This is a genomic window from Lacrimispora sp. (genome assembly GCF_032078915.1).
Lineage (GTDB): Bacteria > Bacillota > Clostridia > Lachnospirales > Lachnospiraceae > Lacrimispora.
Map to the genome: position 1 here is coordinate 20,114 of NZ_DAMAUN010000050.1, position 24,752 is coordinate 44,865.

General features: G+C 33.2%; 29 protein-coding genes and 1 pseudogene. 28 read left to right on the forward strand and 2 right to left on the reverse strand.

All coding sequences use genetic code 11. The features are described from left to right. Positions 1-72: 72 nt before the first annotated feature. Both RT269_RS18410 and RT269_RS18415 read left to right on the forward strand, forming a co-directional pair. Positions 73-1,215 carry a GGDEF domain-containing protein gene (locus RT269_RS18410; RefSeq protein ID WP_313184753.1) on the forward strand — a complete coding sequence of 381 codons (1,143 nt, stop codon included), beginning with the start codon at positions 73-75 and terminating at the stop codon, positions 1,213-1,215. Positions 1,216-1,669: 454 nt separating this feature from the next. Continuing rightward, the gene (locus RT269_RS18415; RefSeq protein ID WP_313184755.1) at positions 1,670-3,085 is read left to right on the forward strand and encodes a hypothetical protein; all 1,416 of its coding nucleotides are present in this window, start codon (positions 1,670-1,672) and stop codon (positions 3,083-3,085) included. A gap of 984 nt (positions 3,086-4,069) precedes the next feature. Here RT269_RS18415 and RT269_RS18420 read toward each other — a convergent pair. After that, complete coding sequence (locus tag RT269_RS18420; RefSeq protein ID WP_313184757.1) at positions 4,070-4,543, reverse strand: prolyl-tRNA synthetase associated domain-containing protein; 474 nt, start codon at positions 4,541-4,543, stop codon at positions 4,070-4,072. Between the two features lie 403 nt (positions 4,544-4,946). Between RT269_RS18420 and RT269_RS18425 the strand changes: the two genes are divergently transcribed. Then, entirely contained in the window at positions 4,947-7,025 is a 2,079-nt protein-coding gene (locus RT269_RS18425) for an ATP-dependent DNA helicase (protein WP_313184759.1), read from the forward strand. 39 nt (positions 7,026-7,064) lie between these two features. Here RT269_RS18425 and RT269_RS18430 read toward each other — a convergent pair whose 3' ends face one another. Further along, entirely contained in the window at positions 7,065-7,289 is a 225-nt protein-coding gene (locus RT269_RS18430; protein WP_313184761.1) for a helix-turn-helix domain-containing protein, read from the reverse strand. Positions 7,290-7,464: 175 nt separating this feature from the next. Here RT269_RS18430 and RT269_RS18435 point away from each other — a divergent pair, with 175 nt between their 5' ends. The 25 genes and pseudogenes from RT269_RS18435 (at position 7,465) to RT269_RS18555 (ending at position 24,650) form a co-directional block, all read left to right on the forward strand. Further along, entirely contained in the window at positions 7,465-7,851 is a 387-nt protein-coding gene (locus RT269_RS18435; protein ID WP_313184763.1) for a type II toxin-antitoxin system PemK/MazF family toxin, read from the forward strand. A 13-nt stretch (positions 7,852-7,864) separates the two neighbouring features. After that, positions 7,865-8,176 carry a hypothetical protein gene (locus RT269_RS18440; RefSeq protein WP_313184765.1) on the forward strand — a complete coding sequence of 104 codons (312 nt, stop codon included), beginning with the start codon at positions 7,865-7,867 and terminating at the stop codon, positions 8,174-8,176. Between the two features lie 683 nt (positions 8,177-8,859). After that, on the forward strand, positions 8,860-9,126 hold the full coding sequence (locus tag RT269_RS18445; protein ID WP_313184767.1) for a hypothetical protein: 267 nt from the start codon (positions 8,860-8,862) through the stop codon (positions 9,124-9,126). After that, complete coding sequence (locus RT269_RS18450; protein WP_313184768.1) at positions 9,119-10,168, forward strand: hypothetical protein; 1,050 nt, start codon at positions 9,119-9,121, stop codon at positions 10,166-10,168. Before RT269_RS18445 ends, RT269_RS18450 begins: the two co-directional genes overlap by 8 nt. Positions 10,169-10,272: 104 nt before the next feature. Further along, a complete protein-coding gene (locus RT269_RS18455) occupies positions 10,273-10,941 on the forward strand; it encodes a hypothetical protein (protein WP_313184770.1) in 669 nt (222 codons plus the stop codon). A 90-nt stretch (positions 10,942-11,031) separates the two neighbouring features. Next, on the forward strand, positions 11,032-11,664 hold the full coding sequence (locus RT269_RS18460; protein WP_313184772.1) for a hypothetical protein: 633 nt from the start codon (positions 11,032-11,034) through the stop codon (positions 11,662-11,664). A gap of 12 nt (positions 11,665-11,676) precedes the next feature. Then, positions 11,677-11,868 (forward strand): annotated as a pseudogene (locus RT269_RS18465) (cold shock domain-containing protein); the annotation flags it as partial. Positions 11,869-12,134: 266 nt separating this feature from the next. Further along, entirely contained in the window at positions 12,135-12,800 is a 666-nt protein-coding gene (locus tag RT269_RS18470; protein WP_313184774.1) for a hypothetical protein, read from the forward strand. Positions 12,801-12,937: 137 nt separating this feature from the next. Beyond that, positions 12,938-13,621 carry a hypothetical protein gene (locus tag RT269_RS18475; RefSeq protein ID WP_313184776.1) on the forward strand — a complete coding sequence of 228 codons (684 nt, stop codon included), beginning with the start codon at positions 12,938-12,940 and terminating at the stop codon, positions 13,619-13,621. Between the two features lie 102 nt (positions 13,622-13,723). After that, on the forward strand, positions 13,724-14,401 hold the full coding sequence (locus tag RT269_RS18480; protein WP_313184777.1) for a hypothetical protein: 678 nt from the start codon (positions 13,724-13,726) through the stop codon (positions 14,399-14,401). A gap of 50 nt (positions 14,402-14,451) precedes the next feature. After that, a complete protein-coding gene (locus RT269_RS18485) occupies positions 14,452-14,685 on the forward strand; it encodes a hypothetical protein (RefSeq protein ID WP_158416396.1) in 234 nt (77 codons plus the stop codon). A 15-nt stretch (positions 14,686-14,700) separates the two neighbouring features. Then, positions 14,701-15,168 (forward strand): hypothetical protein, encoded by a 468-nt coding sequence (locus RT269_RS18490; protein WP_313184781.1) that lies wholly within the window; start codon positions 14,701-14,703, stop codon positions 15,166-15,168. 63 nt (positions 15,169-15,231) lie between these two features. Next, the gene (locus tag RT269_RS18495) at positions 15,232-15,558 is read left to right on the forward strand and encodes a hypothetical protein (protein ID WP_313184783.1); all 327 of its coding nucleotides are present in this window, start codon (positions 15,232-15,234) and stop codon (positions 15,556-15,558) included. A gap of 32 nt (positions 15,559-15,590) precedes the next feature. Then, positions 15,591-15,764 carry a DUF5659 domain-containing protein gene (locus tag RT269_RS30250; RefSeq protein ID WP_313184784.1) on the forward strand — a complete coding sequence of 58 codons (174 nt, stop codon included), beginning with the start codon at positions 15,591-15,593 and terminating at the stop codon, positions 15,762-15,764. Between the two features lie 14 nt (positions 15,765-15,778). Continuing rightward, complete coding sequence (locus RT269_RS18505) at positions 15,779-17,743, forward strand: hypothetical protein (RefSeq protein WP_313184786.1); 1,965 nt, start codon at positions 15,779-15,781, stop codon at positions 17,741-17,743. Between the two features lie 203 nt (positions 17,744-17,946). After that, positions 17,947-18,294, forward strand: a complete 348-nt coding sequence (locus RT269_RS18510; RefSeq protein WP_313184788.1) for a hypothetical protein — start codon at positions 17,947-17,949, stop codon at positions 18,292-18,294. 122 nt (positions 18,295-18,416) lie between these two features. Continuing rightward, positions 18,417-18,590, forward strand: coding sequence for a hypothetical protein (locus tag RT269_RS18515; RefSeq protein ID WP_313184790.1), 174 nt, complete (start codon positions 18,417-18,419; stop codon positions 18,588-18,590). Positions 18,591-18,703: 113 nt separating this feature from the next. Beyond that, positions 18,704-19,027, forward strand: a complete 324-nt coding sequence (locus tag RT269_RS18520; RefSeq protein WP_313184792.1) for a hypothetical protein — start codon at positions 18,704-18,706, stop codon at positions 19,025-19,027. A gap of 64 nt (positions 19,028-19,091) precedes the next feature. Next, entirely contained in the window at positions 19,092-19,280 is a 189-nt protein-coding gene (locus RT269_RS18525) for a hypothetical protein (RefSeq protein ID WP_313184794.1), read from the forward strand. Between the two features lie 182 nt (positions 19,281-19,462). Next, positions 19,463-19,753 (forward strand): hypothetical protein, encoded by a 291-nt coding sequence (locus tag RT269_RS18530; protein WP_313184795.1) that lies wholly within the window; start codon positions 19,463-19,465, stop codon positions 19,751-19,753. A 21-nt stretch (positions 19,754-19,774) separates the two neighbouring features. Beyond that, entirely contained in the window at positions 19,775-22,645 is a 2,871-nt protein-coding gene (locus RT269_RS18535; RefSeq protein WP_313184797.1) for a hypothetical protein, read from the forward strand. Positions 22,646-23,016: 371 nt separating this feature from the next. Further along, on the forward strand, positions 23,017-23,163 hold the full coding sequence (locus RT269_RS18540) for a hypothetical protein (RefSeq protein ID WP_313184799.1): 147 nt from the start codon (positions 23,017-23,019) through the stop codon (positions 23,161-23,163). A gap of 218 nt (positions 23,164-23,381) precedes the next feature. Beyond that, positions 23,382-24,002, forward strand: coding sequence for a hypothetical protein (locus RT269_RS18545; protein ID WP_313184801.1), 621 nt, complete (start codon positions 23,382-23,384; stop codon positions 24,000-24,002). Continuing rightward, entirely contained in the window at positions 23,999-24,217 is a 219-nt protein-coding gene (locus tag RT269_RS18550) for a hypothetical protein (RefSeq protein WP_313184802.1), read from the forward strand. Before RT269_RS18545 ends, RT269_RS18550 begins: the two co-directional genes overlap by 4 nt. A gap of 10 nt (positions 24,218-24,227) precedes the next feature. Continuing rightward, a complete protein-coding gene (locus RT269_RS18555) occupies positions 24,228-24,650 on the forward strand; it encodes a protein-export chaperone SecB (RefSeq protein WP_313184804.1) in 423 nt (140 codons plus the stop codon). Positions 24,651-24,752: the final 102 nt, after the last annotated feature.

The following is a 24,752-nucleotide window of genomic DNA, read 5'->3' on the forward strand; positions in this document are numbered from 1 at the left end:
TGCTAAATTGATAAACATAAGATAGAATGAGTTTAGAAGTTAGAATAATAGGAGTAGTGGGGCTGACATTTTATGATCAAAGAAAATAAGTTGAGCAAAATCCGGGTTACCATAGGGCCTATTAGGTGGTGTCAATATATTGTTATTGCCGGTTATTTAACCGTTGGGGCCATGACATTAGCCCATGTTGTCTGGTACTTTGCAGCTAGAAGAATTCTGGCATGGCCAGCGGAAATCTATTTGTGGCACTATATTATATATCCTACCATTGGATTTGTTTTATTAACGGTAACGGCAGATTTACTCACTCGTTCAAACCGTGTACAGCTAATTGTAAAAGAATATATATCCTTATCGCTGTTCTTGATATTTTCACTTTATCTTTGCTTAACTCATAGGATTGCATCGGTTTTACTTGCCTCATATACGCTGACAATTTTTGCCTCCTGTATTTTCGCAAATGTTCGCATAACCAGATGGTCTTTTGGTATGAGCAGTATAGCATTGCTCCTCACCGGCGTAAAGCTCTATTTTGAGGGTGATTTGGATAAAGATATGATTATGCAGATATTCGTTGCATATTATATTTTACTTAGCTCCTATTTTCTGGCTAGAGCTTTAATTCGAAGTGGAAATGATAGCTTAATGATGTTAATTGAATATCAGAATCGGCAAAATAGCATGGAAGAACAGCTAAAGCTGGATTCATTCACTGGCCTTTATAATAAAAAGACCTTTGATGAATGGCTGCCTCAATTAATGGAAGAATGCAAAAATTCAAATAAATGCCTGTCATTAGCTATGCTAGATGTTGATAAGTTTAAACGGATAAATGATGTTTATGGTCATATGGCAGGAGATAAAGCACTTCTTCGTTTGGCACATATTCTTGAAAGCAATAAAAATGAAAATATTTACGTATTCAGAATTGGCGGAGATGAATTTGCCATTATATTTAAAGATTATTGTGTAAAGGAAGCCTATAAGGTCTGTGATGGAATGCGTTCAATGATGGGATCTTCCATGCATCACGACGCAGATAAAATACATGTGACTATTAGTTGTGGTTTGGCATGCATGAATCTTAAATATACTAGTTCAATAGAATTAATAAAGGCCGCCGATTCCGCTTTATATAAGGCTAAAAATAATGATCGTAATAAAGTAGTGATTAGTGAAGGTGCTGGGGAATGCGTCAATCAAGTAAGAAACTAGATATTACCATATACTTAAAATTTGCTATAATTTTATAATGTATTCTTCTTCCATTTGTAAAGGTGAGATTTTTTGATGATGGAATTATAATCCATAACATGATATAATATTTTTGTGAGATTTGTTGTCTAGGGATTGATTACCCCTTGATATATATTGATTGATTTCTGGAAAGGTCATGGCTGAGAAGTCATGGTTTTTCTGCATTAAATATTAGAAAGATGATGATTATTGGATAGACTGCAGTGGGAATTGTGCTATATAGTGCAATTCCTTTATTTTATTATTTCAATGAAGATTTTCTACGGTAAACTAAAAATATTGACGCTAGAAAACAGAGAATGTCGTTTATATACAATAGGTAATGTGGTAGAATGGAGGAAAGCATATTGAAGAACATAAAAATAGAATAGCTTTGCCAAATTACATTAATTAAGTAGTGGGAGAGAATGAAATGAAAACTGGTAAATTACTAGAGGAATTAATTAATATTGCGCAGACGCCGAAAACGGATTTTGCAATCTACATGAATATGACTCCAAGCGGATTAAGTAAAATCCTGAAAGGTGGAAGGCTACCTTTACTAAAGGAAAAAATAGAATTCTGTGGAAAGGCGGCTACTTATTTCGCCGACGCTTTATATGGTCATAGCTGTTATTTGAAACTCATTCATTTATTTCCGGTCATATATGATTTCAATTCCAGATATGAACTAGAAAACTTCCTGTTCTATGCCTTAGAATATGCTTTTGATGAAGACTTTGACGAGGAAAACAATGGAAATCTAAGCTTATATAATAGAAAGTCAAGCTTTATTGGGAATAAGACCATATTGACCATGTTCTGCGTGATTGTTTCCAATTACATCATAAGCGATCATGATATGCCATTGGAATTTTACAGTAACATTCCTTTTTTTGAACAGGCATATTCGGATATTTTTCCAAGAGTAAAAATTATAAACTCACTGAAACTGGAAAGAGCTATTTTTAACTACTTTCTTAATGTTTCCAATATCGAAGAGTCCACCAGTGATTATGGTATAGTACCTTTTTCCTCTATCGTTAAGGCGCAGGAGTATGTTGATTTGAATTTTTGGGAAATAACAAAGGATATAAATTGTTCCTTTTTATTATTAAAAGGGAAATTTCTTTTGCTATTTAGTCTTCCGTTAGAAAGAGTTCCGCTTATGACTTTAATTTCTGATAAAAGTTATTTAAACATATTTTCGGATGCACTCGTAAAAAAGGAGACAAAGAAAATAAGTTATAGTGGGGGAGAAGCGGCAGCTGCCTTAGAAATGGATCCTTCCATTCTTTCTAGGCTTACGGACAAGCATGTGGATGCCGTATATAATTTTATACCCATAGGCTATTTAATAGGTGAGAAGGATTTGGAAGCTGTAGGGGGCTTGGAAGTTTCAAAAAGAGTTATTTTAAAATTTTTTCACAGAGTTATGAACGAGGAAACCACTTTTTTTATGGCAGTCAATGCGATGTTTGAATTTGCCACTATAGGAAAGGCTATTGTTCCACTCTTTGGCGCTATCGATTTTTCGCCAAAAGAGAGAATCCAATATCTACAAAGATTTAACACCTTAATTAGCGATAGAAGTTATGAAAAGGTTAGAGCATTGAACGGCGAACAGCCGAAAGCGGCAGTTGTCTGTTTACAAGGACTGAATGTGATTTATATGATTGATCAAGATTATAAGAATGAAAAAATCCATTTCTTTAAAACAGATATATTTCAAAATATCATAGAAAAGCAAATAGCAAAATATGCGATAAAGGTCATGGAGTTTAGTCCTGAATTGTGGCAAGCTTATTTCAACGAGGTGACTAAGAAACTTGAACGAATTGGATTATAAAACTATTAAGAGGTTGATAATGTTTTTGGCACATGGCATTTACAAATACTACTAAAATGCATTGGAGAGGAATAAAATATAGAAGATACTATCGCATTGTTTTTAAAGGTCACTGCAAATTATACATTATTATGGGACTTAAAAGTTTTATGACCACTGGTGAAAAATGGGTTTGCAGATGTGGTGAATCCGCCACCACAGGAAGAAGTTGTCACCTGGTGACAGCTTTGAGGAATATAGTTCGGTAACTGACACGATTAGTATAAAATGAGCAGGCTATAAATCCTTATTTTACAATGGATTTATAGCTTTTTTGTCGTCTGGATTAATGTGATCCTGCTGCAACTTTGCCGGAAAACACATAAATTTTAGCGTATCTCGAAAATCCCTTTATTTACAAGGGTTATCAAGATTTTAGATATTTAATTCATTAAAATATAGTTGTCAGAATATTTAGCTTTGCTTGTAAATACGATGTATTACCGAACATGGTTTCGAACAGAAAACAGTTAAATATTTGAATTGTCAGACAATAAGGAAAGCATATGATGTGTCAAAAGTACTTTATTTGTAAGGGTTTTACGCATTTTTGCGAAAAGGTCAATGGTTAGTTATCTGACATTAATAATAGTAAATATTACTATTCCCAGTTCGAAGTTGTTTTAAAATGAATGATATGTATGTGAATGTATTAGTTTCGTATTCAGCTCGGAAACCAATATCAGAAGACGCGGTGACGTGGGTGGCTCTGCTAGGAAAATGGGATTACGCATTAGGGAGTTGGAAAGGTTGTACGGGGTCAGAGAAGGTTCTGCTAATACCAAGGGAACCATTGTGGGCGAAAAAAATTCGTTCACACAAGAAGCTTTGGCAAAAAATATGGACATAGAACTTCGCACTCTTCAAAATTATAAACTCCTCTCAGATATGATCCCCGAATTATCGGATTTAGTCGATACGGGAAGCGCAACTAAACTATTTGTATCAGACTTGTACAATATTAACTTGATTCCCATGTCCTTTTATAATATTAATTAAATCATCTGTTTTTACCCACACTGTTGCTGTATTATCATTTGGATGAATGCCAATAAAAAAGTCTTCATCAATAAAAAATTGCACTTTGCATTCTATATCATTTAAGATACCAAAAGGCGTCACGGCCCCCGGAATTAACCCCATAACTTTCATTAAGTCATTCTCTGACGCAAAAGATAATGGGCGTGTGCTGTTTTTTTGCCTGAATTCCTTTAGGTCAACTCTCTTATCTCCTTTAACCGTGATAAGATAATAATTTCTCTTTTTATCGTCACGCACAAAAAGATTTTTGGCATCTGCTTCTGGATATGGAAGGACAACATCGGAAATTTCAGCCATGTTGAATACGGCTTTATGTTCCGTGACCTCATACCAAATTTCCCACTTATTTAGATAATCGTAAATCTCGTGCTTATTCATAGTGCTTCCCTCTCTAACGACCATAAAATCAAATTTATTTAATTATAGCAGAGAGCGAACTAAAAATAAAGCACCGCATATTTATTATCACAATATAAAGTGCTTTAAAATATAAATGACTTTGTCTACACTCTGAAACTACCGAGTTATTCGGTAGTTAATCAATCGGATATCGCATCTCAAATTGGCATATCGGTTGCCACTCTTCAAAACTATAAAATGATGGCAGATATGATTCCTGAATTGGAAGAACTTTCACTGTTATCAATCCATTATGAAACACAATATTTAGGTGTACGTGTTTAAAATATACTATATATAGTTGAACTATAAGCGGATTTATGATATAATCATTGAAGAACAAACATTCGAGTGCTGCCAAATGTAAAAGAGAGGATTTTCAATGACTGATTTTTGGGATTTTAAAGAGGAGAAAAGAAAATTGGAAAAAATACAAAAGAAAGAACTTTACCAAATTAGTACGCAGGTAGATTCATTTTTTTTGGATAAGGCTCCGCTATTAGGTTTTGAAGAAAGACAAGGCCAACAGGAAATGGCTTATGATATTGTTCAAGCAATGTTGGACAAGAAGCATCTATTAGTAGAGGCTGGTGTAGGAATCGGGAAAACCTTTGCTTATATTGTTCCGCTGTTATATTATCATAAAAGGTATAAGAGTCCGATCATTATCGCAACATCTACGATAGCATTACAAGAGCAATTAGCAGCTGATTTAAAAACTATTGAAGACATTTTTGATTATCACCCTGAAATTCTAATTGCCAAAGGCCAGACTCATTTTTTATGTAAAGATCGATTAGAGACATTTTTTTTGGGGAAAAGGAACACCCAAGATTATGAATACTATAAAGAAATAAATAGGGGTGGTCACGAGAAAAAAGATTGGAATATAGATGTTCCAGATAGAATATGGGATAAGATAAATGTTTCTACATTTAATCCCAACAATTGTAGGCAGAACTGTCCTCATAAAGATTACTGTTTCTACTACCGGTTGCGGATAAACTTAAAGAAGACAGACGGGTTTATATTATGCAATCAAGACTTATTAGCGATGAATATGAGAAAACGTAATAATTTTAATAATGAAATATTTTCACCTAATTTTAAATATATAGTTATAGATGAAGCACATAACTTGGAAAGCCGGGTAAGAACATCATATACAACACATTTAACTTATTATGATTGCAAAAGCATAATAGAAGATATAAAAGGTATAAACAGAAGATTAGGCTCTGTATTAGATAAAAAAATTGCACGCTGTTTGACTCTCATTGATGAAGTGTTTATAAGTCTGTCTAAGCAAATAGCTAGGCAGGATGAAATTGCGACTAAAGATGATCGAGACTTAGAACGGTATTATGTTAAAAATAATATAGAAGCATTAGCTGAATTGGTAACAATACTATGTGAATTACATGATTCTGCCTCTATGGATTTTGGTATGGAAGATACATATAAAACACGTAGTGAAGATGAGTCACTTGAAAAATTAGAGGTACAATGTAATTTTTTCTCATCTTTACTTGAGACCGATCAAAAGGATATTTTTTGGATGAATAGTAAATCCAAAGATAATAGCAAACCCAAAGATAAAGAGAATATAATAATATCTAAATGTCCTAAAAACGTTAATGAGTTGACAGAGAGCTTGTTGTTTAACAGTAATAATTTTAGGGTCATTATGACTTCGGCAACCTTGTCAAATGATGGAAAAGGCAATTATGACTACTTTAAATCAAATGTTAATTTACCAGACGAAGAGACACTAATATGCGATTCAAAAAAGTCTCCCTTCGCCTATGATAGCCATGCCATGATATATTACACTGAAGGTATACCACATCCAAGTAATGAGAGAGAAGCTTTTATTGAAGCAGGTATCAAAGAAATTATTAATCTTTTGAATCTCACAAATGGTAAAGCACTGATATTATTTACTGCTAAACGGGACATGCTTGAAGTATATAAAATATTGCACGAAAGAGTTCCATACAAGATCTTAATGCAAAATAGTAAAGCGTCGCAGAATGATGTGATCAAAGAATTTAAAACAGATACGAATTCGGTGTTATTGGGAACTGGTTCATTTTGGGAAGGAATTAGTATTGAAGGAAGGGCCTTATCAAATCTTATTATATTCAGATTACCATTTCCAGTACCAGAACCAATTATCGACTACAAAAGAAGTATTAGTAAAAACGGTCTAATGGAAGTGGATGTTCCTGAAATGATTATAAAATTGAAGCAGGGTATAGGTAGATTAATTAGGAATGAAAATGATTTTGGAATTGTTTCAATAATAGATCCCAGATTAGGGAACGGCAGTAAAGCACCATATAAACAATTGGTTTGGGATGCACTTCCTATAAAGAATAAGTCTAGTGATATCAAAAAAGTGGAGACATTCTATGCAAAAGTTGCACGAAAAATGGTAGATAAAAAACGTGCAGTTTAGATAATCACGATATTGGAGTGAACTCAAAGACGATAGGAGTTATTCGCTATCGTCTTTTTTGTCTACAAATTTAATATCCATATCCAAATTAAGCACTTCACATATCTGAAGCAAGGTTGAATACTTAGGATTTGCATTTCTAAAAATGTTACTAATATTCTGTTGTGTCGTATCCATGAGGGCAGCCAGCTCCTTCATCTGAACATCTTTTAAAATCATAATACGTCTGATTTCAGCCATCAGCTCTTTCGGTGTATACGTCATTATAATCTCTCCTGAAAGTATAGTTTAAGTGTAATAATCAATCTACATAAATATTATACAATATAAAAGTGTATTTTTGTGAACTATTATTACACTTTAAACTTGTATAATGCATATAAAGGTGATATAATGAAGAAAGTAAATGTAAACCATGAGAAGGGAGGGTAAAAATTCAGTGACAGCATATAACAAATATGACATAGTGTACGGTAAATCACCTCAAAATGAAGAATCAATTCAATCTGGATACCGTCCCTACCTTATAATTTCTAATAATATCGGAAACAAATACTCGCCGACACTTCTTGCAATTCCCTTGACCAGTAAACTCAAAAATACAGATCAGCCAACCCACACAATTATAAAATGTGATGATGCTAATGGACTTAGTGAAGATTCTATGCTTCTTGCGGAGCAGACAACTACTATAAGTAAGTGTAAGACCAGGAGGATCGGCAGAATCACTGATAGAGAAATGCAAAAGAATATATTTAGATGTTTTATTTATTCGGCTGCCTATGGTGACTTTGACCAAGATTTAAAAGAGTTGCAGTTTTGTTGAAAGGAGTATAGTGATGGCACAATTAATAAGATTAAATAGAGAAGAGGCTGCTAAGCTGCTGTTAGAGGATAAATGTGATATTTTCCTTGTAGTATCACATGATTTAGAAAAAGACAAACCTCTTGGAAAAAAGAGAGTTGATAGAAATAATGGTATCATACTGGTAAGCGATTCAAAGACCTTTGTATTGAATAAGGATAATGATGGCGAGGATTCATTTTCAATACTTTCCTTATACAGTGCGTTACAGAGAGATGTTTTTAATATTGAACCCAGGGGAATAAAGCATGATATGATGTTAATTCCGTATAAATTATTGGAATAAAAACATGTTAAAAATGTTCGAATGTATGTTCGAAAAGCAGTTGACAAGAACATATGTTTGCTTTATAATCGAGTTAGTCCAAGAGATTCAGATTTCCAGAAATAAAAATTGCAGCCTGCCTAGAATCATAGGTGTTGGAAGCACCTCCTCTAAACAGACTGCAATTTACATAATTAATAAAAGTCATAAACTCATTTTTGGAAGAAATGGGTTTACGCAACATAGCGGAATACTATGCTTGACTCTATTTTACATAACTATTTCATAATAGTCAAGTTTTTTCAAGCAAATCGGCATTTCTGCTATAACTCCATATTTTAATGAAAATTTAGAGAATTACTTTATGAACCTTATTGCGTATATGATAGGGCTTATAAATGAACTTTTGTAAACAGAATATAACTCGTTCTATTGATAGAAAGGGAGGTTATGATTGATTAAAAATCATGTTAAGTGGCAAAGACCAGCTTGTGACGGTTGTAAATATTACAATCCAGAGTGTCGGCAAGGAGCTTGTGACTTATTTCCATATAAAATAAGGAAAATACCCACTCCAACGGCAAAAGAACTTGATTCATCTTAGGTAAAGGGCAGAAATGCCCCAATATTTTTACATTTCAAATCAAAGTTTATCATTACAAGGTCAGAAAAATCAACGCACATATATAGAAAGGGGTGAGTATGTGGAACTAAATAGATGTGCATATGTCATTCTAGGAATTTTAAGGACTAAAAATGCTACTGATAAAGTGCATGGCCTTACTATTGCTGAAATATCCGCATTGGAAAGGGTTAGTAAGCCAAATACAATTCATAAGAGAATAAAGGAAATGAAAGAAAATGGATTTGTAGATGATGGTGTAAAGGCTGGGAAAGCAAAAACCTATTATCTGACAGAAAAGGGGCTTAATATTTTACCAGAAAAAAGGGAGGAAAAGAAAAATGTATAAGAAGGATCACATTCAGTTTTATGGATTTTTAGGAATCGGGCAGTTCGGAGGAAATGCCACAAAGAAATTTGAAGAAGCTGGTTATCCTTGCGTGGTTGCCAATAGTTCTGTTGAAGATTTGGCGACAAGAGGTGCAAAGAACAAATTCCATTTCAGAAATGGTCAGGGGTGCCATAAGGATAGGAAAAAGTCTAAAGCATTATTAAAGGAAAACTTAGAATTACTGATTGATGAAGTAAGAGCAAAGATGCCAGCAATCACTACAATATTCATATGTGCTTCATCTGCCGGTGGTACTGGTTCTGGAATGTTGGCAGCCGTCGCCAAAATACTAAGTAATCAGCTTGGAATTAACATTTGCATTGTAACTGTACTTCCAGATAAATCAGAGAATTTCCAGTCATATGCGAATACGGTGGAACTTTTTCAAGAAATAGAGAAATTAGATGTTATAGGAGCCACTTTTATATTGGATAACTCAAAGAACAAGGACAAACTGAAGATTAATGAAATCTTCTTCACTCATTTAGATGCATTGCTGACTAATGAAAACGGCGGTGATTATGGTTGCCTGGATCGTAGTGAGATTAATAAATTATTAAGCACACCAGGAATGGCCGTTATATCTAAGCTCGGCAAGGACAATGTGGACAAGTTTGTATCTACCCTTACTAGTGCTAATATCTATGCACCTATAGAGCCAAATAAGGTTATCCGCTATGTAGGAATTATGAGTTGCAATACTCATGTGGAATTGGATCAACTGTATTCGGTAGTAGGGACACCAATTGACTGCTACATAGGGACCTCGGCGCCATCTAATGTATGTATGCTGGCAGGACTTACATTGCCCAAAGCAAGATTAAATGAGATCAAGGCTATGGCACAAACCAATGCGGAAATCATTCAGAAGGGTATTAAGGCAGCAAGTGACGGGCTTTTTGATGATTCCATTGACTTTTTGGGGGCATTTGATACAGAGACGAAGCCTAAAAAAGAAGAAAAGGTATCAAGTCTGGATATTTTGAGTGAGTTTTTATAAAAGAAAAGGTAAAGAAAATCAAAGAACAGAGAATTACACAGTGGGTAGTTCAAAATTACTCACTGGTATAACTTATAAAAATTAAAATTATGGAGGATTTAGACATGAACAGAGAGCAGAGAAGAAAAATGGCAAAAGAAAACGGAACCAACGTTAATAGCAAGAAGAATTTTGTTCCAATGGGAACAGCGGATATTTCTATGAAAGAATTAAAGCACGATGCCAACCTGAAAGAGTGCGATGAGGAGCTTACAAATTTATATATGGAAGTGTACAAATGGCAGGAAGAGAACAAGGTTAAAAACATTATTGCAAATCACATCATCACAGCAGCTATGTCATATATGGATTCATTATGCTCTCTAAGATTTGACATTACGCCAATTGAAGACAAAGTGCTTATAAGAAATACTATGGGCTGCATTTCCAACGCAAGCAACTATTTTATTGGAATATGTGCGAATGGTGAAAAAGTTTCTGTATTGGAAAAATTAGATGTAAACACTGAATACATATCTATACCTCTTATTGATGGAGCGGTTATTTATGAGAGTGATGAATTACCAGAGGAATCTTCAGTTGATGATTTGTATGCTGGATTTGTGTTAAAACATGCTCATGAGTTACTACCATTTCTTTCACACTCAAAACCTTCTTATATTGCCGGTGATGAAATGTATGTTTTTAAAGTGTTGCTTATGCTTATCGAAAAGACGAAACAGTTATTACCAGAAGCACAGGTGAATTCCACAAAATTTAATATCCAGATTTAGAACAGAGAATTATATGGTGGGTGGTGAAAACCACCTGCCAAACTGTCAAAATTGAAATGCATATTTCATAGGAGAATAAGGAGGATATGAGTGTTAGAAGAAAAGGTAGAAAACTTTAAAAAGATTATGAAAAAAGGAACGTGGAGGGAAAGGTATTTTGTTGTAAGAAGTGATTATTTTATTAAATACAATCTAGGTGAAAATGCTTTATGCCAAAAGATATTGTTAGATGCTGCATTGAAAGATAAAGCAAAAATGGTAAGAGCAGAGGCAATTGTAACGTGTAATCAGCTTAAAATTACAAAAGATGGACAACCTATAAAACTCAAGAAAATGCCAGATTTAAATATTGCTACAAAAATGAGCCAGGAGTCTATAAAAGAAGTAATCTTTCTAATTGCAATGGAAACCGATATACCCATGTTTCACCGAAACAGAACTTTTACAGGTGAGGAGGGTAAAAAACTTAGTGTCAAATTTAAAGAAATTAATCCTAAATTATATGATGTTATGGACGGCTACTTTAATTCTGGAAACATACATCGTAACAATAATAAAAAGTTACAACAATTTTTATGTGCTAACTTGCATTTTATAAGTAATAAAAGGATCGATAAATATTACTTAAAACACCCTGAGAGGTTGAAATACGAAGATTCTGAGTATAGAAAAGAAACTAGTGAAAAAATTGCGCAAAGAAATAGCAAAATAGATAACATGTAAGGAGGATTTAAAATAAAAGGTACAGTAAAATGGTTTGACGCAAAGAAGGGATATGGCTTTATTACAGATTCAGAGGGGAACGATGTTTTCGTGCACCACAAGCAAATTAATATGGACGGTTTCAGATTGTTTCATGATGGGGACATTGTCTCCTTTGAACTAGGTGAAAGGCCAGGGAATGACCGTATTCAGGCTGTAAATGTGGAGCCTATATTGACACTGTCTATGGTGGAAGAAGCCTTAAATGAGGCTATCATAGACGCATATGGAAATAGAATTTTGTATAAGGATATGAGCCTTGAACAATTGGCTGCAAGAGCAGGAATTAAGGTTAAGCAGGAAGTAGCATAATTTATTTAAGATATTTCCCGTTACCAGACGGAGAATAACATATTAGATGGAAGCAGATAGGCTTATAAGCTCCTGTCCTATCATCTAACTATAAAATCAAAACTATGGAGGAAACCGATATGAACAAAATTATTAAAACAGTATTAGACAAGAAAGAAGCAAGTGCAGTTGACTATTTTGAATTTATTAACAAGTTTGACATTTCGACGTTGCACGTCCAATCAGAAAATCAAAACATACTTTCAATGTACATAAACACTTTTGAAAAAATCAACAACACTTTGAAATTTTCACAGAGTTGTACAGAAACAAAATACACTATTTTAGAATCTGATATTACTTCAATAGATGGAAAAATGTTAGACAATATGGACGCCTTCCACATTACGATTAAAATGAAAAATAAACTAAATTTAGACATAACAATTTTTCACACCGATGACACAAAAATAACTGTCAAAGAACACTTCAACGAAATTGAAGTAGAAGAATTAAAATCCTATTTGAACAATGAGTTTCACAGACCACATTCAATGTATATTGCCGATATGTTTTCTGTTGAAATATCTGGTGAAAAAATATCAGTAAAAATTGACGAAGACGAAGAAAATGACAGAAACATTCTTCATGTTGGAAATTCAGAAACATCATTTAAATTTGATTTATCCGAAGAACTCAATCAAATTTTCTTCAAAAATGGTTTCCTTGATACCATTCTAATAATACCATTTGGACAACCTTTTATGCATGTAAGAATATTTTGTAAAGATGTTTCTAAAAATTAATAATTTTCTGTTTCCAAACAGAGAATAACATATTAGATGGTACTCATGATAGGGTACGGCTCCTATCCCATCAACAAACTATTATTTGAGAGTTGGCGAAATGCTGACTCTACATAATAAAAATCGGAGGTATTTATATGTTTAAGAAATTAAGAAAATATGTGAAAAATGTGGATTGTGGACTGATTGAGCAAAAGGTAAATGTAATTGTCGAAAGCAACGAAGACTTGAAATTAAGTCCAGACAATAATTACTATGAACAGTATGGAAAGCTCATGGAGATTAAGGATTATATCGAAACCCATGTGCATGGAATTACAGTTAAGGTTAGCGGTGGTGAGAAAGTTTTAAGTGATGACTTAGGCTATGATAGACGGCCTATTGTTGTCAGAACAGTTAAAAATGACGAGCCTAGCTTTTACAATGAAGTTGCGGTTAATGGTTTGCTGATGGACGAACGAGATTGCGCTATGCGAGTTTATGACGATTATATCGGTACTTTCCTCAAAGGGGGTAAAAGCGTAAAGACTGGAACAATTTCACGGTGGGAACAGTTTATTGCTAAATGGTTAGATGATGCAGACTTTTACGATTCTGGCTATTATTGTGAAGACAATCAGTTATTCAGAATCAAAGAAGATAATTGCGAATCAATCATTTCCAACGTTGCAGTGGAAGTAACTGGATTGGCAGAAGTGAATAAAGATTCTGATGATATAGATACATTGAGTTTAGTTATTATCTGTAAGGACAAGCAGATTCTTCTTGGATATGAGGGATATTACATTTACAACATTGAGAATGATAATAAGTTTGAGTAATGGCTTTACTTAGAAACGGTGAATTCTAAGTAGGAAAGTAATGTAAACGGCATGTGTCAGTTTCGGCACATGCTGATATTAAATAAATCGGAGGAAATTATAATGGAAGGCTACGGAACAATAACAAAGGAACAGTTAGAGGAAGAACTTTTTAAGATTTACCAAAAGCATAATCTTGAGTATTACAACGAAGATATGACCGTGAGATATGACAAACTTAAATCATGTACAGAAGTTGGCGTGTTTGGCGGTGACATTGATAAAGTAATTACAATTATGAGGACATTGCATGATAAACCAGATTTACGAAGGTTTTATCCAGATAAGAAGAGAATTCTTATCCACCCCGTAGAAACGACCAGAGAACCCGTATACGAGGATTTCATATCAAGGGTAGACTTTATCAACCAGACGGGTATTTTCGTCTCACCAGGCTATTTTGAAACCATCTATGACGATTTCAAGGATTCAGGAGTTTCGGTTGATGAATTCGTAGGAAACTATGAAGCAAAATATTCAACGTGTGTTGAGGAATTAGAGTTAAAAGGCACACTCAAATATGAAACAACTGATGATGCGGTTAGCTGCCTATGTGTATATAATTCCGATCCTTTATATGAGCCTAATATTTGGGAAGTTGTGAACAATCTTGCAGTGGAATATGATCACCAATGGCGGTCTAAAGATGAAACTGTTGAGAAATACCAGAAAATAATTAAAGAATTGCAGGATATCAACGCTAGATTAATGGATATTGCAACAAGGCAGATATATCAGTGAATCAGTAAGGCAAGTGTAATTCATACTTATCTTATAGGGAAAGGAACAATATGAAAATAGAAGATGTTAAAGTTGGTGGCACTTATTATGTCACGTGTAAAAGTGATTGCAAGAGTTGCTTCAAAGTTGTTGTAGAGAAAATATTAAACGAAGAATCTGTTATGGTTATGCCTAAAACGCATAAGAAAAATAAGGAGCCAACACCGTTTGTAATCTACATATCTGCTTTGCATGATACGGCAAATAAAGCAGTAAAAGGATATAAACAGCACCATAAAAAATAAATTGGAGGACAAGCAATGACAGAGTTAAGGTTGGATAGATTAAGAGAAATAACAGGTGTATTCATTACGGAATCGGATTTTCAGGTAATAGAGCTGGCTTATAAGGACTACCTGAAAGATAGCGGGCAGTCAGACAATGAGTATGCCGCCGAGCGGTTCGTTGAGGATTGGAAGGAAGAACAGGAATCACTTGGTACATTTTGTGAGACTACAGATGGGACTATTAAGTTCTACTGTATGGAAGGTTCGGATAACATCAAGGTAACGTCCGGCGAATTTCTGAATAATCTTGATATGGTTTCCTACCACTGGGAAAATATGTGCCGTAGGGATTGGAGAGTATTCAAAGAAATTATCGAAACGGGCTATGTAAATAAAAAGCTGCTTACGAATATCTTAGCAGAAGAAACCATTTCTCACGAACAGATTTATCAGTTGCAAGAAGCCATGAAAATAAAACTTGGTGAACTTTTGAATAAGTAGATTAGCCGGGACGGGGGATATTTTCTCCCGTCAAATATTAGATAGAAATGGAGAATAGAAGGTATGGATAAAGATACTACAAGCAAAATATTAAGTGATTTTATGGACAGGAATAGAGAATATGCTATTGAATCATATTTAAAGACTGAATCAAAAGGAGCCATTATCGGAAGATTTACCATTCCATGTGAAAGAAGTTACAATCAAAACACAAATGGCGGAGACCGATTTAGGATTACATGGGGAAGACCTCAAAACGGCTTGATAATTCCATATGGTGATGTAATTGCTTGCTATCAGGTAAAGGATGAGTATGGAAGCCAGACAGTTCATGTGATTATGAAATGTGGTGTAACAATTGAAATTGAATGTTGTGGAGATAGGGTATAAGAAGAGGGAGGAATAAAACTATTATAGTTACAGTGGAAAAGAAAAGTTTTATTGTTTATAGTCAGAAAATGTCTGGTTATTTGATGCAAAAGGGATTTGTACTTGTGGATATGCAACCAGATTTAAAGAAGTCTGGTAGAAATGTGTTCTTTTTTAAAGACTCACCTCAATTGAAATCGGCAATAGACGAATATATGAGCCGATAAATGGAGGTGTGCCAATGAATAAATCAAAACTAACATATGAAGATTTTAAGACTTATTTACCAGATTATAATTTTGAAGATAAACAGCTTATGTTTTTCGAAGAGACATTTGAAACAATTATTCATAACAAAGATACATCAAAAGTTACTTGTATTGCAGACAGACCAGGGATAGGAAAATCTACATTTATCAAGTCATTTATGCACTGTTGTATCGGAGACTTTTTTTACTGTGGGCGACACGAACCTCAAGGATTAGTAGTTGTCACTGATTCCATAAAACGATTAGAGGAGTTGTCTAACGGAGAAAAAGATAGAAAAAACGCAGAAAAATATTGGGGCGAAGTTTTTGAAAGTTTTGGTTTTAGTAATCATTATAAAAATTTTGAAAACAGTGTGATTGTTTTGCGTTCTGATACTCCTTTTATGGAACAATTGATTAAGCAGCACTACAAACCCATTGTTCTATTGTCAACCCAACGTTACTTTATGTTAAGTGAGAGTATTCGAGAACAGCTATTTTCTTTCAGCTACAAAAAACAACCGCTTAAAAGGGATATAGTTATTTTTGATGAATGTCCGTATTTCTCTGAAACAATAAATATTAATAGCGTAAATCTGACACGGATAGAATCTGCTTTGTACGAAGGACTATCTAATGAAGTAGAAAATAAGGATTATGTAATTAAAGAGTTTAAGACCTTTAAGGATAGACTCCTTGATCAGATGGATAATAAAGAAAACTTATCAGAAGATTTGAATGTCATATTATATTGGAAAGATGAAAGGTATTCAACAATTACACCAAATGATACATTATTCTTTAAGGTTATTACGGAGAATATGGAACCTCTTTCCAAACAATATAATGCTATTTTGAAAGACCTAATGTGTTTACAGAAAATTGCAAAAGACGGCGCCATATTCCATTCTATTAAAAAGAAACACGGAAATTATGAGCGTTCTCTTGTAATGGTAATTGATAATAGAGATTATTTTTACTTAAATCAGGATAAAAAATTTTTTGTGTTTGATGCAACTGCCGATATTGATCCACGCTATGATTTAGATTATGTGGAGATAGTTGATGGTAAAAAGTATAACATACCTCTTAATATGACAATTACAAATGTAAAAATGTCCACAAGTAAAAATGCTCTTTGTAATGGAAAAAAGTCCTCTTTTAATACCACAAACGCCATTATTGAATACATAAGAAATAAATTAAAACATTATATAGGCAGACCAAAGGATATTCTGATAGTGCTGTATAGTGATTTAATTAAAAGATTTAAAGACTTTAAATATATAGGGTATTTTGGTAATTTAAGGGGATTTAATGATTTTAAAGACTTATATAATATGGCATACATAGGCATGAATCGTTTTCCCAATATGGCATATTTTTATATGTATTGCGGTTCCCATATGGAAATTTATCAGCGATTATCTGAAATGACCGAACAAGAGTCTATGGATTTTTTTGATGGAATAAGCAAAAATCATAACAAAGAATACCAGTACATAATTACACAAACTATGCTTAGGTGCATTCTTGCAGATTTTGAGCAGAATATATTTAGGTTAGCAATAAGAAATTATAAGAATACAGAAAAAGTGCAAATATGGACTTTCTATAATGTAGATGATGATTTGTATGGTGAATTATCATCAATGATAGAAGACAGATATAAGGCTGTTGGAACAAATTTTGAGTATGAAGATACGCCTTTGAGTTTGAAGATAGACAAGGTAAAAGACAGAAAACCACCTGACGGTAAAAAGATGACAAATGCTCAAAAAATTGTTAATTGGTGTGATTCACAAACTACTGGAAAACTCTTTAAATTGAATGAATTACTATCTGATACTGGATTGAACAATGATTCATTTAAGGACACAAAGAAGAGTAATCAAACTGTAAGATTATTATTTGAACAAATGCAGACCGATAAAAAAGGATATTACAGGATTAGCTAATTAAATTTTAGGGGGGTTTACCTAATATATTATATTAGAGAATCACCCCCATTATAAGGACAGTGCTAATATGTTATCTGATTTCTATATAAAATAATAATGGGGTAACAAGTTAAAACCTCGATTGGATTTATGTGTAGCCCCTTGTGGGCGGAACATAAACCTATATCGCAGAGCGATCCACTATGATGAGAAAGGGTAGAATGGATAAAAGCTACAGAATAAAGATGGAGAATAGGTTAAACAGCAATACGTTGACCGTTGAATATGTAATAAGCTGCATTGCTAAATATGAGAGCAAAATCAATGAACTGGCTTATAAGGAAAAGCAATATAGAAATTGTTCTTATTGTAATAATTATAAATTGGATTTAGATAAAATGATATCATATCGACAACCTTTTATTGATTTTCTTATGAAGGATTATCATATGACACTTGATGATATAAAAGATTCTATATCTAAGGTAAAGGAGAAAAATATTCCCACTAAAAATGTATGTGACCAGATAAGAGACATAATTGTATCTGGTACTTACTTAATTGAGTAGGTGAGTGCTTTGCACAATAGTATTTCTTCCGGCTACGCCTACAGAAATCCTGTATGTGGGATTATAGAAGGAGAATTAGATAATACATATAAAGAATGAAAAATATAAGATTGGAGAAAAGTATGACAAAGGAACAATATACTGAGAAATTATATAACCAGTTTTCCACAATATTAGATAAGTTTATGGATTCAGATATTACTGGTAATGAAAAGGAGCCAATACTTGAAGAATTAAAGTTTATGATTGATGAAAAAATTAGAGAAATACATTATGACGAATTTATGGAATATTAGTCTCTGACAGTATATGTACGAGCTTGCTAAAAGCGGCAATCTCATACCTTGTTCGCAATCTGAAGATTGCTCGCAGATATAAATTTTTTAAGAGAAAAGGAGAATTACTACATATGAATAGAGAAATGATTATACAGAATATTATGATTAACTATGATAAATATGGAATTACAGAAGAAATGGTAAATGAGATTATAGATAGTGGATTGGAGAGTGGTGCCAACTATGATCTTATTTATCTGGATCTGATGAAGCAAATTAGTGAGATAACAGGAGAAGAATTTGTCTGTATGCCTGAAGATATGGCAAGAGTCTATAATGTTCCGGTGAAAATGATTTATGAAATGATTGAAGAGGGAAGAGAAGAATTGATTGCTTCCGGTGAAAATCCAGATGAATATTTCAAGGAAGTACCTGTTAATAGATTCATGATGTAACGGGAGGGATATTACAATAAACACAACAAAAATTAAATATATAAAAGTCGTAGATAAGATTTATATGGTGTCGGCTATTTCATTCTCAGATATGCATATACAAGCGGTAGAGACGGATTTAGATACATTAGATATTCCGGCCAGTGAGTTATTTGACCTTTTGGAGTTGGACGAATTTAGCATTAGTTTTGAAAACAAAAAAGGACAGGCTGAAATTATTTGTCTTGATGAGTGGAAGCGTAATCAAATTTGATGGAATTGATGTTTTACACAGTGGTTTTTGAAGATCGCTGATGTAGAAGTCAAGATGTGGCGAGTTCGTATTTTTGAGAAATCGAGGCATGTCCGTTTCAGACACTCCTTGAATGACTGCTTAAAATTAAGAAGTCCTCATTTGGGCGTAGAAAGAACAATCCTGAGAAAGACAGGAAGGCATTGGCAATATATGTAGAACTGAGAGGGTATAAGCAAGGAGGAGATAGGAAATCAAAAGTCCAAACTGGACTCATGAATTTGGATGAAATTGCAAAAGAGTTAAATATGTCCAAAACTAATTTAAAGCGGGCACTCTCCATTGAACGTAATCTTACAGATTCAATGAAAGAATTATTGGATAAAAAGAGAACAAGTAATGATGGTAGCCATAAAGTCAGTTGCAATGAAATCCTAGTTTCAAGATGGGAATATTTTTTAGGAAGTTGCAACTTGCAACCTCCTAATTTCTAAGATGAAAAATATTAAGTGTAATTGGAGGAAAAAGTCATAAGTATAGAACAGACAGAAAAGAGCAGTGCTATTAAAATTAAAAGCATACAGGCAGCAAGCCTTTACAGGTATAACAACGGATATCGTTTTCGATTATCTAAGGGAAATGGAGTGTTTTCATATAAGGAATCATATTTGGATTTTGGAAATGCTGTTATAAACAATGGACTGTTTGCAGAATATGTTCGTAAACATGGTGTGACTGTAAATAAGAGAAATACCAGTTTAGATTTTATAATGATGAAATTTGATTGGGGAGTTGACGAAGATGATTCCGATAAAGATAATATCAAGCCAGCTAAAACGTCAAAAGATTTAAGAGACTATTATTATGAAACAGGAGCAAGTATTACTTGGAAAAATTATAATTCCAAAACAGGGAAAGAAATCATTGGTTCTGAAAAGACCGTGTTATATAAAATGCTTATGCGAAGCCCTGGGAAAGCAAAAGAAGGCCATTGCCTTTTTATAAAAGATGATTTGCTCAATAAGACTAGGGATTTTCTAACAATGGGACTTTGGAATAAAATGCTAAATGAAAAGGGTGCACAAATAGTAGAAATGTCCGCTTATGCACCATTAATCACAGCTACAGCCATTGATTACATAAATATTCCTATGGAAAACATATTTGTGCTAGAGGACAAAGAGGTATCTGTATTTAAAAAAGCATTTACCGTAAAAGAACATGATGTTGATAGGTATAGAGAACAAAGAGATTATCCTGCTTTTGAAGAATATATCAACCAATTTAATCTTACGTTTTATAAGAAAAAGGTAAAAAGAAACCCTGAACTTACATGGGTAGACCAAAAGAAGAAGGCGCTTGAAGCGCATGGTATAAACGTGGATTTATGTCCAATGAAAGAAGTTGCATATGTTAATAGAGAGTGTTACGTCGACAGAGAGAGCAAGGAATCTCAAATTACTAATGTTTTGTGGGACGGTATGGGGTTAATTGATAATTCTATATTCCCGGAGGGCATGGAAGGGTTTATCTACTGTCGAAGTCATTTCTTTAAATCCTGTTTATTTAGAGGGAAAATACAGGACTATTTTAAAGATCATTATGGTGATAAATACGATACCGCTTATGAAATTGATATGATTGGTCGCAAAATTAAAGTAACGGACATAAAGGTGATTGTTACAGAGAATTCATTAAAGTGGATGAAGTTTTTAAAATTAATGAGTAAAGACGGAACGATGGCTTCAGCTTTTAAATATTACGATAAGTTTATGAAGAAATATGGTGAAAGATTTGCAATCGTGAAGACTGCCCATCGTAGCAAGTGGGGGGACTTACAGCGAAGCTCATTTCAAGCAAACAATACATTACCAACTACAGACTGGAATATCTTACGTGAGATAGCAAAAGATAGCGTTGAATACTTTAATAATCTAAAATTGAATGACGAAGCATTTCTTCAGCATTTAAAGGCAACAGGAAGCGCCAAATACAGTATCAACAATGTTCTGATTGACCTATATAGGCTAAATGATAATTTTAGATATATGGAGTATTTTAAGCGTAAAAGAACAAGTATTATTAATGAATTTAAGAATCAAAGGTTAAGACTTGGAAAGCTGCTACAGAACGGTGACAACTTAACAATTTGCGGAAATCCTATTGCAATGTTAATGAAGGTTATGGGAAAAGACTTTCAAAATGAGCAGTGTTTTAAACAAATTCCGGATGGAATACAGTGTCATACAACCAGATTTGCAGATGGAGAAAGGATTGCTGGATTTAGAAGTCCTCATAATTCACCAAATAATATTGTCCACCTTGAAAATGTGTATCCTGAACCTATTAGAACGTACTTTCCTGATTTAGGTAGGAATGTTATTATCATTAATGGGATTGAAACAGATGTTCAAAGCAGATTAAACGGCCAGGACTTAGACACCGATGCAATATATGCCACAAATCAGAAGCATGTTGTTGACCTGGCTAGGTTGGCTTATATGAATTATCCTACTATTATTAATGGGATTAAACCAACTGGGGTAAGCAAGTATGATAAAAGTATGAAATCCTATTCTGAAATGGATTCAACTATTTCGTCTGCTCAATATGATATTGGTTTTGCGAGCAACATTGCCCAATTGGGTTTGAGTTATTATTTCGGTGAAGGTTGCAAAAATGAGGAATTAGAAGATATATTTATTATATGCTCTGTACTTGCACAAGTGGCTATTGATTCTGCAAAAAGAAGTTTTGGAATAAATGTTAAATCAGAATTGGGAAGAATATCAAAAATGCCATGCATGAAACGTGAGCCGAGATATCCTGTGTTCTATGCAGATATTCAAAAGAACAATAATAAAAGAAAGAAAGGTAAGAAGTTGGAAATTAAGGAAAGTGACGTTGCATTCTTTAATTGTCCAATGGATATTCTGTACAGAATTATTGATGAGGGCGTAATAGACCTTAGAAAGCATAAAGATTTGAATACCATAACTTTTTTGGAAAAAAAGGTAGGTGTAAATTCGATATTTGAATATAAAGCTAATAGGGTGAAAGCTGATCGAAAGCAGTATAAAAAAATCATCAGTATTGTGCAGGAGTATGATAAAAATGTGAGGATACTTGATTTTGATAAGGAAAACGACTCTTATTCTAAAGATCGCCTCAATGAATTTGAAATCTGTATGGGGAAGTTAAGTATACTAAAGATAAAAGAAGATGCAATGTATTCATTGATTGCATATGCATTTGAGTCAGGGAATGAAGATATTAGAGATAGTATGTTGACTGTTTTATACGATAAGGACAAAGAAACTTTCCTGGAATGTTTCAAAAAATTAGAAAAAAGTCCACAAAAAAATTGGGAAACCCTTGTATTATAAGGCTTTCCAATATTTGCCTGTGAAGAGAGGGCATGAAAGAACCGTAAGTCGAGTAGTGTTCTTTCTTTATTATTTTATTTTTATAAAAATGTGCAAAAATATCCATTATTATAATACTATATTGTTTAGTTGTTGTATATGGTAATAATGCACAAACATTAATTTTGCTGCAATCACATGCTTATATTCCATTGCGTTGCAAGAGTGATGGTTTATATAGATGCCATATCTTTCAAATATGGCAATACAGTGGGGCATATCTACTCGGAGGATATGCCTTACTTAATCTAAATATTATCAAGAAAAATGAACATAACAATGAAAAAGAAAGGATTATTATGTCGCAAGAAGATTTAAGGAATATTTATATTATGAGATTAGAAAGGGAAAAGCAAAGCTATATTGCGAAAACGATAGGAATTGATGCAGGAGTTTTATCGAAGTTTCGTAATAAGAAAATTGACTTATACCCTCATTTATTTGAAAAGTTGGAAGCATATCTCTTGGATAAGCAATAATATTTATGGAGTTATAAAAGAACTCCCATCACACCTCCTCCTCCAATAAGAATATATGTTCTTGTAGAAATTTGGAAAATTATATACTCACAATTTAAAGAAGCCTTGCATATAATACATATTATGTATTTGAAGAAAAGAGTTGATTATGTTTGAAGAAAGAGGTATTATAGTTATATCTGTATGCACTTTAAGCATATATTGTGGAGGTTACATATGTGAAAGAGATAATAGGCTTTCATGGCACGAAGTTGGAGAATGTTAATTCAATTATTTTAGACAATTTTAAGATTGCCGAAATAAAAAAAACAGACAATCATTGGTTAGGACATGGAATATATTTTTTTAATGATTATGAATTGGCGAAGTGGTGGGCAGACACAAAAGTAACATCGCACATTAAAAAATATGCAAGAAAATCCATTGCGAGTGTAGTGAGAGCTAAAATTAAAGTTGAGAACATTATGGATTTAGATAACCCTTTTGTAATGAATAGGTTGGAGCAATATTGTCAAGAATTAGAAGAAGAAATTGTTGCACAAGGTATTATCTTGAATTTTGTTATGGGTGATAATTCTAAAAAAGGATTGATTTTAGCAAAACAACGAAAAAGATGTTTTTGGCTGGATAAAATAAAACAAGATAAAAATATAGATGTTTTTATTTATACTTTTACAAAAAATGATCCATCCTATGCAATAAGTAAATACCATGTAAGTGCAATAAAAGAGTTGGGGTTTAATTATAATGAGAAACAAATATGTGTATCTAAGGTTGAGTTTATTGTTGAAAGAAGTTCTATAGATGAAAATTCTGTTAGAGAGGTGATAATAGTATGACGACTAGAGAGCAAGTTGAAATGTTGGCAAAACGATATGGTGTAGGTATATCGTATACTACCCCTGGAAATGGTGGTTTTATAGTAGATTCCACTAATAAAGTATATTCTAGTATGAAAAAAGATCTTTTGATGTCATTTAAAATCGAGAGTTGTGAGTTGAAAAATAAAGATGAATATTCAATTTCGAATAAAATCTCTTTATTGGCGGCTTAGGTGAAAAATAATGAGAAATAAGTCAATTATTGAAAAATCAGAAAGTATATTATCGGCGAAAAAAATATATTTTGAAAAGATATTTTTTCAAAGAAGTAAACATAATGGTAATATAATTAAGTTTAGTGACACTGGTATAGGAAAAGAAATAATAGCAGTCAATGAAAATGAATACAAGTGCTCAATTAATTTAAATATGTCGGATAATGATGAGGACGCAACTTTAGAAATAAAAGTTTCAGGCATTTTTGAATTAAGAGGCGATTTTGATGAAGAAACTAGGAATGTAATAATAGCAAAGAATACCATGGCTATACTATTTCCATATTTACGTAGTCAAGTCACATTATTAACCGCACAACCAGATGTGGAGGCAGTTATTTTACCACCAATTAACATTAATGCTTTATTGGAAAATTTAGAAGATGAATAACGGTATCTAACAAAATTTAGAGTCAGTCAATAGACTGGCTCTTTTTGTGTATAAAAATAAGATAGGAGAAGAAACGAGTTAATAACTCAAGCAAATCCATAT